Origin of the sequence: Pseudomonas sp. G2-4 (assembly GCF_030064125.1) — a bacterium.
Lineage (GTDB): Bacteria > Pseudomonadota > Gammaproteobacteria > Pseudomonadales > Pseudomonadaceae > Aquipseudomonas.
Genome location: NZ_CP125957.1, coordinates 2,735,090 through 2,749,654 on the forward strand (window position 1 = coordinate 2,735,090; position 14,565 = coordinate 2,749,654).

Consider the following 14,565-nt stretch of genomic DNA (forward strand, 5'->3'; position numbering starts at 1 on the left):
GGTGGGTCAGCTTGCATCGATGTTGAATGTCCCTCCGTCATCGCGAGCAAGCTCGCTCCCACATTTGTTCCGGGGTGTTCATAGCAGTCGTGTCCCCCCCAATCCCCTGTGGGAGCGAGCCTGCTCGCGAAAGCGGTGGGTCAGCTTGCATCGATGCTGAATGTACCGCCGCCTTCGCGAGCAGGCTCGCTCCCACATTTGTTCCGGGGTGTTCATAGCAGTCGTGTCCCCCCAATCCCCTGTGGGAGCGAGCTTGCTCGCGAAAGCGGTGGGTCAGCTTGCATCGATGTTGAATGTCCCTCCGTCATCGCGAGCAAGCTCGCTCCCACATTTGTTCCGGGGTGTTCATAGCAGTCGTGTCCCCGCCAATCCTCTGTGGGAGCGAGCTTGCTCGCGATAGCGGTGGGTCAGCTTGCATCGATGTTGAATGTACCGCCGCCTTCGCGAGCAGGCTCGCTCCCACATTTGTTCCGGGGTGTTCATAGCAGTCGTGTCCCCCCAATCCCCTGTGGGAGCGAGCTTGCTCGCGAAAGCGGTGGGTCAGCTTGCATCGATGCTGAATGTACCGCCGCCTTCGCGAGCAGGCTCGCTCCCACATTTGTTCCGGGGCGTTCATAGCAGTCGTGTCCCCCCCCCAATCCCCTGTGGGAGCAAGCCTGCTCGCGATAGCGGTGGGTCAGCTGGCATCGATGTTGAATGTCCCGCCGTCATCGCGAGCAAGCTCGCTCCCACATTTGTTCCGGGGTGTTCATAGCAGTCGTGTCCCCGCCAATCCTCTGTGGGAGCGAGCTTGCTCGCGAAAGCGGTGGGTCAGCTTGCATCGATGTTGAATGTACCGCCGCCTTCGCGAGCAGGCTCGCTCCCACATTTGTTCCGGGGCGTTCATAGCAGTCGTGTCCCCCCCAATCCTCTGTGGGAGCGAGCTTGCTCGCGATGGCGGTCGTGACTGTGCGACTGCCTTCGCAAGCAAGCCCCGCACATTGTTTTATGAACCCGCGCCGGTCTGCAACACCCTGGAAATCGCCTCGCCCAGTTTGGTCACGTGGGGTGCCTTGACCAGCGTCATATGGGTGCCGGGCAGGGCCGTCACGCTCACTTGATCCTGCAGCAATCCGCGCCAGCCCAGGGTCGGGTCGTTGCGTTGCTGTTCGCTCGCGGTGAACAGCGACACCTTGAGCGGGCTCGGTGGGCTGACGTAGGCGCCGATGGCCAGGCGTGTCGCATAGGCAACGCCCAGGTGGGTGCGGAGCAGGGCGCCATCGATGTCGTGGGGCAACTCCTCCGGTAGCAGGCGATGGGTCATGCACAGCGTCAGCATGGCCTCGATGTCTGAGTGTTCCGCCAGCGTTGTCAGTCGCCCGAGCAACTCAGCGTCGATGTGCTCCGGGAGCCAGGCCATCAGGAACTGCGCTTCGCTGATCGAGTCCGCCGGTACCGGATCAGGACGGGCCGAGGCATCGATGATGCCGAGGAATTCCACGGGCTCACCGCCGGCCTGGAGTTGACGCGCCATTTCATAGGCAATGAGGCCACCCGCCGACCAACCGGCGATCCGATACGGCCCCTGCGGCTGGACCTGGCGGATGGCCGTCAGGTAACGCGCCGCGATGGCCGGTACATCGGACAGCGGTGCTTCTCCCGCCACCAGGCCACTGGCCGCCAAGCCGTAGACGGGGACCTGGGGATCCAGTGCAGGCGCCAGGTCCCGCGCATATTGCACTTCACCGCCCAGCGGATGGACCAGATACAGCGGCCGTTGGGAACCCGTGCGCCGGATCGGTACCAGATTGCCGTGGGCGCCTGGCCGAGCCTGGCCGTCGAGGGTCCTGGCGAAGCCGGCAATGGTCGGCTCGACAAACAGGTCACGCACGGCGATGGGTTTACCGAGGACCTTGCGCAGACGCGAGGCCATCTGCACCGCCATCAACGAAATACCGCCGAGGCTAAAGAAGTCGTCGTGCCGGCTGATGCGCTCCTGTTTGAACAGATCCTGCCAGAGGGCCGCAATGGCGATCTCGGTGTCTCCCTGCGGCGCTTCGTACGGCAAGTCCGGGGCCGGAGATTCTTCGGCGACGCTTGCCTGGGCGATGGCATTGACCGAGCGCACCAGCGGTGGCGTGTCCGCCAGCAGCTTGCCAATGGATTGCTGCCCGTCGGCTACCAGATTTTCCAGCACCTGGGCGAAGAGCCCGGCGATGTTCTGCACCGTCTCCGTGTCGAACAGGTCGTTGGCGTATTGCAGGCTGCCGCTGATGCGCTCGCCGGTGTCGATCAGCGACAACGACAGGTCGAACTGGGTGGTGTGGTGAGGGCTTTGCAGGGTTTGCACCTCGAGCCCAGGCAATTGCAGCGGTTTCGGTGGCGTGTTGTCCAGGCTCAACATGACCTGGAACAACGGGCTGTGGCTCATGCTGCGCGTCGGTTGCAGCGCACTCACCACTTGCTCGAAAGGCAGGTCCTGTTGATTGTAGGCAGCGAGGGTCAGGTCCTTGATTCGCGCCAGCAGTTCGTCGACCCGGGTGTTGCGTTCGGTGCTGACTCTCAACGCCAGGGTGTTGGCGAAGAAACCGATCAGCGCCTCCAGCTCCGGACGCTGACGGTTGGCCACCGGTGTGCCGACCACCACATCGTCCTGACCGCTCAGATGACTCATCAACACCGACCAGCCGGCCAGCAGCACCATGAACAACGTGGTGCCCTGGGCCTGGCTGAAAGCCCGGAGATCGGCACTGAGGGTGGGCGAAAAGGTGCATTTCAGGATGCCGCCGGCATAACTCTGTAGCGCCGGGCGCGGGCGATCCAGCGGCAGGTTCAACAAGGCGGGCGCGCCTTCCAGATGCTGGCGCCAGAAGTCAATCTGCGCTTGCAGCGCCGTACCTTCCAGGGATCGTCGTTGCCAGGCGGCGTAGTCCACATATTGCAGCGCCAGGGGCGGCAGCGGATCCTTCTCGCCCTGGCTGAATGCGCTGTACAACACGCTGACCTCACGGGCCAGCACGCTGTTGGACCAGCCATCGGAAACAATATGGTGCAAGGTCATGAACAGCACATGTTCCTCGTCCGCCAGTTGCACCAGATGGCCGCGCATCAGTGGCCCGACGTTCAAATCGAACAACTGCGTGGCGTTGATCTGGCCGATGTGCTCCAGCGTGGCTTTGCGTTCCTCGTCCGCAATCGCGCGCAGGTCTTGCTGTTCCAACTGGAAGCCATAGTCGGCCGGTGCGATTTTTTGCAGCGGCTCGCCATCCACCAGTTCAAACCGGGTGCGCAAGGTTTCGTGACGTGCTACCAGGCGATCGAGTGTTGCCTGCAGCGCTGCTTTGTCCAGCGGCCCCTTCAGGCGCAAGGCCAGGGGCAGGTGATAGGCCGCACCCGCCGCGTGGTCCAGGTGATCGAGGAACCACAGCCGTTGTTGGGAGAACGACAACGGCAGTCGCCCCGAACGATTGGCCAAGGGAATCGACGCAGCCTCGGTGGGCGATGCGGCCTGGACCAGCGAAGCGAGGCCACGAACGGTCGGCGCGTCGAACAATTCGCGCAGGGTCACCCGTGCGCCCAGCTTGCGTCGCAGACGCGAGAGTAACTGCACGGCGAGTAGCGAATGGCCGCCGAGTTCGAGGAAGCCGTCGTGACGGCCGACCTGATCCAGGTGCAGCAGGCCTTTCCAGATCTCGGCGATGGCGATTTCGGTGTCGCCCTGGGGGGCTTCGTAGGTTTTGCTTGCCAGGGATTCCTGACCAGGCGCCGGTAGGGCGCGGCGGTCGAGCTTGCCGTTGGCGGTGAGGGGCAGGGCGTCCAGGTGCACAAAGGCGCTGGGCACCATGTATTCGGGCAGATCCTTCAACAGCGCGCTGCGCAGTTGCTCGGCCGGGACCGGTTCGCCGCAGACATAGGCGACCAGGCGTTTGCTCTCCGAATCGCCCTGGCTGTCTTCACGGGCGATCACCACAGCTTCCCGGATGCCCGGGCAGGCCACCAGTGCGTTTTCGATTTCACCCAATTCGATACGGAAGCCACGAATCTTCACCTGGAAGTCGTTGCGGCCCAGGTATTCCAATGTGCCGTCGTCCAACCAGCGACCGAGGTCACCGGTCTTGTACAGGCGTGCGTTCGGTTCGCCGCTGAACGGGTCAGCGATGAAACGCTCGGCGCTCAGTTCTGGCCGGTTCAAGTAACCCCGGGCCACGCCGGCACCGCCAATATGAATCTCGCCAGCCACGCCCAACGGCGCCGGTTCGCCACGGGCGTCGAGCACGTGCACCTGGACGTTGGCAATCGGCCGACCAATGCTCGGACGTTCGCCCAGGTCACGGATCAGGTCGATGGTGGCGTCCACCGTGCATTCGGTCGGGCCGTACATGTTGTAGAAGCGGATGCTTGGGCAGTTGCGCAGTTTCTCCCAGGTCGCGGCGTTGATCGCCTCGCCGCCGAGCAGCACGCTGACGGGCTGGTAGCTCTGGCGTTCCAGCAGGCCAGCGGCTAGCAGGGTATCGAGCTGCGACGGCGTGGAGTCGAAAGCATGCACCTGATGCTGTTCGAGGAAGTCCAGCAACTCGTGGCCGCTGGCCCGGATCAGTTGCGGGATGATCACCAGCCGATGACCGGAGAACAACTGCGAGATGCCTTTGATCGACATGTCGAAGAAGAACCCGGCATTCAGCGCCACGGTGGCCGGGGCTGGGCAATGCTGGTGGGTGGTGCGGGTCAGCACTTGCCAGAAGTTGAACACCGAACGGTGCTCGACCATCACGCCCTTGGACTGGCCGGTGGAACCGGAGGTGTAGATCACATAGGCCAGGTGTTCGACGCTCAGGCCCGGTACCTGCGGGTTCACATCGAACGCCGCGTCGTCTGCCGCCCGCAGCGAATCGCTCGTGTCCAGCAAGAACACCGGCAGATCGCCGGACGGCAAGGTAAGCGCCGATTGGGTCAAGAGTGCCCGAGGCTGACTGTCTTGCAGCATGAATGCCATGCGCTCCGCCGGATGGGCCGGGTCGATGGGCACGTAGGCCGCGCCGGCCTTGAGCACGCCGAGCAGGCCGACGATCATGTCGAGGCTGCGTTCGGCACAGATCGCCACGCGCTGGTCGGGCTCGATGCCCAGTTCGAGCAGCTGCCGGGCTAGATGGTTGGCGCGACGATTGAGCTGGCGGTAAGTCAGTTGTTGGCTTTCGCAAACCAGGGCCACCGCTTCGGGGTTGGCCTGGACCTGGGTTTCGAACAGGGTATGGATTGGCTGTGCCGGGCCGAAATTCGTGGTGGTGTGGTTGAAGTCACTCAGCAGCAATTGCCGCTCGGTGTCGGGCAGCACGTCGAGGCTGCTGGCGAGGCGTTCGGGGGCTTGTTCGAGAGCCTCCACCAGCGTGGCCACGGCTTGGCCGAGATACGCGGCAATGCGCTGCGGATCGATGCCGGTGATGGACTGGGCGGTCAGGGAGAATCCGCTGCCCACATTCGCCACGGCAATTTCGATGGGGTAGTTGGTGCGGGTTTCGGAGGCAACAAAGTGCATGCCTTCGTGGTGGCCTCCATCTACGACGTTTTCCCCGGACGCGTTCACCAGGTCGCCATGGCGGCAGTTGAGGATCACCGTGAACAGTGGCAGGGAAGCATCCACCGCACTGCAACGCTGGGCCAGGGCCAGGGAAGCCTGTTCGTGGGTCAGCAGTTCACTGAGCTGCTGGTAGGCGTCCTGGACGATGTCGCTGACCGTGTTTTGCTGCAAGCGGATGCGCATCGGCAGGGTGTTGATGAACATCCCCAGTGCATGGTCGGCGCCGGCGGTGCCTTGGGAGCGCCCGGACAACACCGTGCCGAAAATCCCATCGTCGCGTCCGCTGGTGGCCGCGACCACCAGGCCCCAGGCGGCGTGGAACAGCACGGATGTCGGGACCCCTTGCTGGCGGGCCGTTTGATAGACCCGTGCACTGAGCGCGTCGCTCAGGTGTTTGACCGCCCGCTTGATCCCGGCACCGTTGCCCCGGACATCCAGCACCCCGTAAGGCGCGGTGGTGGCGTCGACATCGGCCAGCAAGCGCCGGAAGTAGGCTTCGTGATCGGCCTGGGACACGCTGGCGGCCTGGGCGATGAAGTTCCGGTACGGCTGGGACGGCGGCAGGCTGTCGGCCTGGCCGGCCATGACCGCCTGGATCTCCAGCATGATCAGGCGCAAGGTCACGTTATCGCTGACCAGGTGATGGTCGAGCAAGGCCAGCAACCATTGCTCCCCAGGCTCGTCGTAGATGATGTAGGCCGCGATCAACGGAGCCCGCTGCAGGTCGAGTCGCAGGTGGTGAGTGTCCGTGTGGTCGCGAAGGGTCTGCAAGGCCGCTTGGCCGGGCAGGCCGTCCAGATGAATGACCGGCAGTTGCGCCTGGCGATGAACGACCTGCACCGGCTGCGGCAAACCATGCCAGCGCAGGGCGGTGCGCAGGATGTCGTGGCGGTCGATCACCACCTGCACGGCGGCCAGGAAGTCGTCGAGCACCTGGCGATGATTGAACGTCACCACGGTGCGCATCAGGTAGGCGTCGCCTTCGGACTGCAACAAATGGTGGAACAGAATGCCTTCCTGCAACGATGACAGGGGGTAGATATCCTGCACATTACCCGCCCCGCCAGGAACGTCGGCGACGATTTGCTCGATTTCCTGTGGGCTCAGGGTCACCAGCGGCAACATCTGTGGCTCGATGGCTGTGCAGTCGGCGGGGATCAGGTTCGCCGGGACCACCCGTTGGTTGTTGCTGCCGCCGGCGAGGACGGCGGCCATGGCTTTGAGGGTCGGCGCGGAGAAGACCGTGCGTACATCCAGTTGCAGACCAGCCTGGCGCAGGCGCTCGATCAGACTGATGACCAGGAACGAGTGGCCGCCGAGTTCGAAAAAGTGATCTTGACGACCCACTCGTTCAACCCCAAGCAGTGTTTGCCAGGCGCTGGCCAGGGTCATTTCGATATCCCCCAGCGGTGCTTCATAGTGCTGGCTCGCCGCCGCGGACAAATCCGGTGCCGGCAAGGCCGCACGGTCCAGCTTGCCGTTGGTGGTCAGGGGCCAGGCGGCCAGGGTCACGAAAGCGCTGGGCAGCATGTGCTCGGCCAGCACGCTTGCCAACTGGCTGCGCAAGGCCGAGGACTCAGGGGCAATCCCTTCATGGGCGATCAGGTACGCCACCAGGCGTTTGTCCCCGGGCGAGTCTTCGCGGACGGTGACCAGCGCTTCGCGGACTTCGGCGCAGGCCAACAGTTGTGCTTCGATTTCACCCAGCTCGATACGGAACCCACGAATCTTGATCTGCGAATCGTTACGACCCACGTAGACGACACCGCCATCAGCGCGGTAACGGGCGATATCACCCGTGCGATACAACCGTGCGCCGGGTTCCTCGGCGAACGGATCGCTGATGAAGCGTTCGGCATTCAGGGCGTCGCGGTTCAGGTAATGCCGGGCCACGCCGGCGCCGCCGATATAGATCTCACCGTTGACCCCCACCGGCACCGGTTGCTGGTATTCGTCGAGAATGCGCAGGCACAGGTCCGGCAATGGCGGGCCAATCAGGCTTGGCGCGCCGCTGTCGATTTCAGCCTGGCTGATCGGGTAGTAAGTGGCGTGCACGGTGATTTCGGTGATCCCGTACATGTTCACCAGACGGGTGCGGGACAGCGCGGTGCGCGCGGTCCATGGCCGCAGGCTGCGGAAGTCCAGGGCCTCGCCGCCGAAGATCACTTCGCGAAGGGTGTGTTCCTGGTCACTGCGCTCACGGGCTTCGATCAATTGGCGGAAGGCACTCGGCGTCTGGTTCAGGACGGTGACCTGTTGTTGGCAGACCAGCGCGTAGAAGTCGTCGGGCGAACGGGCCACGTCACTCGGGACAATCACTAACTTGCCGCCGTAGCTCAGTGCGCCCCAGATTTCCCAGACCGAGAAGTCAAAGGCAAAGGAGTGGAACAGCGTCCACACGTCGTTGCGGCCGAAGTCGAATAGTTCGGCGGTGGCGTCGAACAGTCGTGCGACGTTGCCGTGCTCTACCAACACACCCTTGGGCAGTCCGGTCGAACCCGATGTGTAGATGACGTAGGCCAGATGCCGGGGTGTCAAACCAAGTGCGCTGGCCTCGAGGTTGTAGTCCAGGGACTGGTCGTCTGCTTCGGTGTAATCATCGAGGTTCACCACCGGCACGGCATGCTCGGGCAACACCTCGAGGCAGGCCGGCTGGGCCAGCAAGGCCACCGGGCTGCTGTCGCCCAGCAGATAGCCGAGACGCTCAGTGGGGTAGGCCGGATCCAGCGGCACGTAAGCCGCCCCGGCCTTGAGCACGGCCAGTACCGCGCAGACCATTTCCACGCCACGCTGGGCCAAGATCGCCACCCGGTCATCGGGACGCACGCCTTGGGCGAGCAATGCCCGGGCGATGTGGTTGGCGCGGCGATTGAGTGCCTGATAAGTCAGTTCGAGTTCGCCGAAGACCAGGGCGATGGCCTGGGGTTGGGCGGCGGCAAGTTGTTCGAAACGCTGATGAATCAGCCACTGCGGATCGAACACGGCTTTGGGTGGCTGCGCCGCGGGTGAAGCCTGGCGCTGGGCCGGACTGAGCAGCGGCAAGCCGAGCACGGGTTGTTCGGCATCCTCGACGATGGCTTCCAGCAAGGTCTGGAAATGCTGGGCGAAGCGTTCCACGGTGGAACGGTCGAACAGGTCGCTGGCGTACTCGATCACGCCGGCCAGCGTGCCGTTGGTATTGCCCAGTGTCAGCATCAGGTCGAACTGCGAGGTTTCATGGGCCTGGGCCACGGGAACCAGGGTCAGGCCGGGCAGGCTCAGCTCAACGCCGCCAGGGGTATTGTTCAGCGACAGCGCGACCTGGCACAGCGGGTTGTGGCTCAGGGAGCGGGGTGGCTGCAAGGCTTCGATGACTTGCTCGAAAGGTATGTCCTGATGCTCGTGGGCCGCCAGGGTGGTGTGCTTGATCTGCTCCAGCAGCTGCGTCACGCTCGGGTTCTGCCCGAGGTCTACCCGCAGGGCCAGGGTGTTGACGAAGAAACCGATCAAGTTTTCCGTTTCAGTGCGGCCACGGTTGGCCGTGGGGACACCGATCACGACGTCCCGCTCGTTACCCAGGCGCGCCATGAGGACCGACCAGGCACTGAGCAAGGCCATGAACAGGGTGACGTTGTGCTGTTGGCAGAAACGCTCCAGGCGTTCGCGCATCGCGGGGGCGATCTCGACAGGGACATCGCCACCCCGATAGCTCTGCGTCGCCGGGCGTGGACGGTCGGTGGGCAAGGCCAACAGCGACGGCGCGCCGCCGAGGTGCTCACGCCAGAAGTCGGCCTGGTGGTTCAGGCGCTCGCTGTCGAGGATCTGGCGCTGCCAGGCGGCGTAGTCGGCATATTGAATCGACAGGGCGGGCAGTGGGTCGGGTTGCTGTTGACTGAAGGCTCGGTACAGCGCGGCGAATTCCTTGACCAATACCCCCACTGACCAACCGTCGGAGATGATGTGGTGCTGGGTGATGAGCAGAATGTGCTCGTCATCGGCCAGGCGCAGCAGGCGCCCACGAATCAGCGGCCCTTGACGCAGGTCGAACGGTGCTATCGCCTCGCTGTTGCCGATGCGTGATGCGCTGAGGCTGGCCTGCTCATAAGACAGGCTGCGCAAATCCTGCTCGACCAACGCGAAGCCGCAGTCCGCCGGGGCAATGATCTGCACCGGCTGCTCCCCTTGCCGTTCGAAGGTGGTGCGCAGGCTTTCGTGACGCGCTACCAAGTGGTCGAGCGCGGCCTTGAGCGCGGCATGATCCAAATCGCCACGCAGCAGCAAGGACGCGGGCATGTGGTAAGCGGTGCTGGCGCTTGAGTCGAGTTGGTCGAGAAACCAAAGGCGTTGCTGGGCAAAGGACAGCGCCAGCGGCGCGCTGCGGTCGGCGACACCGATGGTCTCGCTGCTGACGCTTTGCAGGTCGCCGACGACCCGGGCCAGCTCTTCGACGCTTGGATGGCTGAACAGCTCGCGCAGCATCAGTTCGCTGCCCAATTGTTGGCGTACCCGGGAAACCAGTTGCGCGGCGAGCAGGGAGTGCCCACCCAATTCAAAGAAACTGTCATGGCGTCCCACGCGCTCCAGCCCCAGCAGTTCCTGGAAAATCTGCGCCAGGGCGGTTTCGGTGGCGCCTTCGGGCGCGGCATAGCCGCGGGCGGACATCGCATCCAGGTCCGGCGCCGGCAAGGCATCCGGGTCCAGTTTGCCGTTGGCGGTGAGCGGGTAGGCTTCCAGGCTGACGAAAGCACTCGGGATCATATAGTCGGGCAGCGTGGCCCCCAACTGTTTGCGCAAGGCCGCCACTTCCAGCACCGCGCCCGGGCGAGGGATCAGGTAGGCGATCAATCGCTTGCCCTGGCTCACGTCTTCGCGAGCCAGCACCCGCGCTTCACGCACACCGTCGCAGGCGAGCAATTTGGCCTCGATCTCACCCAGTTCGATACGGAAACCACGAATCTTCACTTGGGCATCCATCCGGCCCAGGTGAATGATTTCGCCGTTGTCCAGCAGCTTGCCCAGGTCTCCAGAGCGATACAGCCGCTCGCCGGGACGGAACGGGTCGGCAATAAAGCGTTCGGCGCTCAGTGCCGGACGGTTCAGGTAGCCCCGTCCGACGCCCAGCCCACCGACGCAAATCTCGCCGGCTACACCAACAGGCAACAGGCGCTGCTGAGCATCGAGCACATAGGCCACGGTGGTTGGGATCGGGCGTCCGACATTGGAGATACCGGCGGCGATATCCGCCGCGCCGATGGCTTTGTAGGTGACGTGCACACAGGTTTCGGTGATGCCGTACATGTTCACCAGTGCCACATGTCCGAACGCCCGATGGAAGGCATCGAGCTTGCCCAGCTCCAGGCTTTCCCCGCCGAAAATCACATAGCGCAGCCGTTCCAGGCGCACCTGCGGCGCAGCCAGTGCCGCCGCACTGAGCTGGAGAAACGCCGACGGGGTCTGGTTCAGCACCGTGACCTGTTCGCTTTCAAGAAAGCCCAGCAACTGCGCCGGATCGCGGCGCAGGGCCTCGGGCACCAGGGTCAGGCGTGCGCCGTGGAGCAGGGCACCAAAGATTTCCCAGACCGAGAAATCGAAGGCATTGGAATGGAACAGCGACCAGACGTCATCGGCACTGAACTGGAAGTCCGAGCGATTGTTATGCAGCAGCCGCACCACGTTGCGGTGTTCGAGCAACGCTCCCTTGGGCTCGCCGGTGGAGCCCGAGGTGTAGATCACATAGCAGAGGTGGTCCGCAGCGTTGAGGTTGGGCAGGTTGGCGGTGCTGCTGCCGTTGTCCGCGAGGGCGTCAAGGACTTCGATGCCCAGGCTCTGCAATGCCGGGCTCATGTCCTGGCGAGCGATAGCTATGCGTGCGCCACTGTCGCCAAGCACGTAGGCGATGCGCTCCTGGGGCGAGCTCGGGTCGATCGGTACATAGGCGGCGCCGGCCTTGAGCACCGCCAGGGTGGCGACGATCATCTGTACCGAGCGATCCAGGGCGATGGCCACCAGCTCCTGCGGCTGCACGCCGGCAGCACGCAAACGGTGGGCGAGGCGGTTGGCCTGTTCATTGAGCTGGCGATAGCTCAGGTGTTCCTGGCCCAGATTGACGGCAATGCGCTCCGGCGTCCGGCGTGCCTGCTCTTCGAAAATCTGGTGCACCGTCAAGGTGTCGGGCCAGGCCGCTTCGCTGTCGTTGAAGTCGAGGATCTGCCGCTGACGCTCGGCCGAATCCAGCAACGGGATGTCGTCGACCCGTTGCTGCAAATCGTCGACAAAGGCCTCCAGCAGGCGCACGTAATGGCGCATCAATTGCTGGACAAATTCGCGGTCGAAGAACTCGGCGTTGTAGGCCAGGTGCCCGGCCCAGTGTGACTCGCCGGCCGTGATCAGCAGGTGAAGATCGTTCTTGCCGTAGCCGAGGTTGGTTTCCAGGGTATTGACCGCCAAGCCGGCGACCAGGGCCTGGTTGTCGCTGCTGTGCTGGAAGTTGAACAGCACGTCGAACAGCGCGGTGCGGCTCATGTCCTTGGCCGGATTGAGGGCGAGCACCAACTGGTCGAACTGCATGTGCCGATGGCGCAGTGCCTGGGTCAGGTGGCTGGCAGTCTGTTCCCAAAGCTGTTGCAGGGTGGTGGCGTTGTCGCAGGTTTCGCGCAGCACCAGCAGGTTGTCCAGCGGTCCGATCACGTCGTGCAGGGCCGGTTCGCGACAGGCCGCCGTGGTGCCGATCACCAGCTCGTCGTGCCCTGCGTAGCGGCGCAACAGTGCGGTGAAGGCACTCAGGGCCAGGCTCTCGCTGCTGACGCCGACTTCCTTGCACAGGGCTTCAATGCGCCGAACCAGTGTCGGCTCGATACTGAATCCGTGGGTGGCTTCGGCAAACACATGCACCGCGGCCCGTGGCCGATTAAGCGGCAGTTCCAGGGCTTGCAGCTTGCCGCGCAACTGATAGCTCCAGTAGGCACGCAGGTTTTCCAGCACGGCGGCCGGCAGGTTGCGTTGCCAGGCGGCAAAGTCGCCGTAGCCCAGTGGCAGCGTTGGCAGCTCGGCGCTGCGTTCGGCGCAGGCCGCTGCATAGAGGGCCAGGAGGTCGCGCTTGAGCAACCCCATGGAGGTACGGTCAGCCAGCAGGTGATGCACGGCAATGGCCAGGACGGCGTTGTTGTCATCCGCACGGACCAGAGTCGCGCGCACCAGGCTGCCGCCGTCCATGGTCAACGGCCGACGGGTTTCGGCCAGGGCCCGGGCCGCCAGATCGTGCGAGTCGCTGTGTATCAGATCGAGTGCAAGGCTGGACGGCCCGTCGAAGCGTTGCCAGGCGCGGGCGCCATCGCTGGTCACCCGGCAGCGCAGAATGTCGTGACGGGCCAGCAATCCGTCGAGGGCCGTTTGCAGGGCCGGTTGATTGATCTCGCCGCTCAGTTCCAGCAGCAGCGCAATGTTGTGATAGACCGGGTTGGCTTCGTACAAATACCCGGTTTCGAAGGTGTCGACGAACCACAGCCGTTCCTGGTGATAAGACAACGGCAACTGTTCCGGCACAGGCGCCAATGCCGTGACTTCGGGCAGGGCCAGGGCCGGGTCCAGTTCCAGCGCACCGATACGGGTGTGCGCCGCTTCGGTGAAACAATGCAGCAGGCGCTCGAAACGCGCCGCCAGGCGTTCGACAGTGGAAGCGTCGAACAGCGCGGTGGAATACGACAGGCTGCAGGTCAGGCAGGGGCCGCCTTCGTCGATGTGCAGGGACAGATCATGCTGGGCACTGCCTTTGCGCGACGGCAGGAATTGCAGGTCCAGCCCTGGCAGTTGCAACGAACCGCCCCCGTCTCCGGCATTGGTGTAGAGAAGGGTCTGGAATATCGGGCTGTAGCTGGCGCTGCGCGGTGGCTTGAGGGCTTCGACGACCTGTTCGAATGGCGTGTCCTGACGGCTGGATGATTCCAGCATCAGGTGCTTGACCTGCTGCAGCACCTGTTCAAGGGTCGGGTTGGCGTCCAGGCGGATGCGCAGGGCCAGGGTGTTGACGAAGAAACCGATCAGCGACTGCACCTCCAGGCGGTCGCGGTTGGCGGCGACGGTGCCGATCACCACGTCTTGCTGGCCGCTGATTCTGGCCAGCAACACCGCCCAAGCGGCCATCAATGTCATGAATGGGGTCGCGGCCTGGGCCTGGGCGAACTGGGCAATGGCGCTGGACAGCGCCGCGGGCAGCGCGAACTTCAGGGTCTCGCCGCGGTAGCTCTGTACCGCCGGGCGTGGCCGGTCGGTGGGCAGCGAGAGCAGGGCGGGGGCGCCGGCCAGGTGGCTGCGCCAGAATTCCACTTGCTGATCCAGGCGTTCGCCATTCAGGTGCTGGCGTTGCCAGGCCGCGTAGTCTGCGTATTGCAGGTTCAGCGGCGGTAGAGGATCGTCCTGCTGGGTGCTGAACGCCTGATACAGTGCGGCGAATTCCTTGACCAGGATGCCGATGGACCAACCGTCGGAGATGATGTGATGCTGAGTGATCAGCAGAATGTGCTCATCGTCGGCCAGGCGTAACAGGTTGCCGCGGATCAGCGGCCCGTGCAGCAGGTCGAACGCCAGCACGGCCTCGTCTTCAGTCAGGCGCGCCGCCTGCTGCTCGGCCTGGTCCCGGGGGAGGTGGCGCAGGTCGTGTTCCAACAGGCTGAAGCCGCAATCCGCCGGGGCGATGATTTGCACCGGGTGTTCGCCTTCGCGGCGGAAGGTGGTGCGCAGGCTTTCATGCCGCGCCACGAGACGGTCGAGTGCGGCCTTGAGGGCCGCCCGGTCGAGAGTGCCACGCAGCAACAATGAGGCGGGGATGTGATAGGCGACGCTGGCCGTCGGGTCCAACTGGTCGAGGAACCAGAGTCGCTGCTGGGCGAACGACAGCGCCAGTGGACCCTCGCGGTCCACGCCGGTCATGTCGTCATGGACGGGTTCGATGACCCGCGTTGCGCCGCGTTGCTTGAGCAGGCGCAGGAGGGCGGCGCGTTTCAACTGGTCGAGACTATCGTTATGTTCGTTCAATT

The 14,565-nt window shown here is 64.0% G+C and carries 1 protein-coding gene; it reads right to left on the reverse strand.

What is annotated here, in order from left to right:
- Nucleotides 1–985 precede the first annotated feature (985 nt).
- Nucleotides 986–14,563, reverse strand: a complete 13,578-nt coding sequence (locus QNH97_RS12215; RefSeq protein WP_283557052.1) for a non-ribosomal peptide synthetase — start codon at nt 14,561–14,563, stop codon at nt 986–988.
- Nucleotides 14,564–14,565 lie beyond the last annotated feature (2 nt).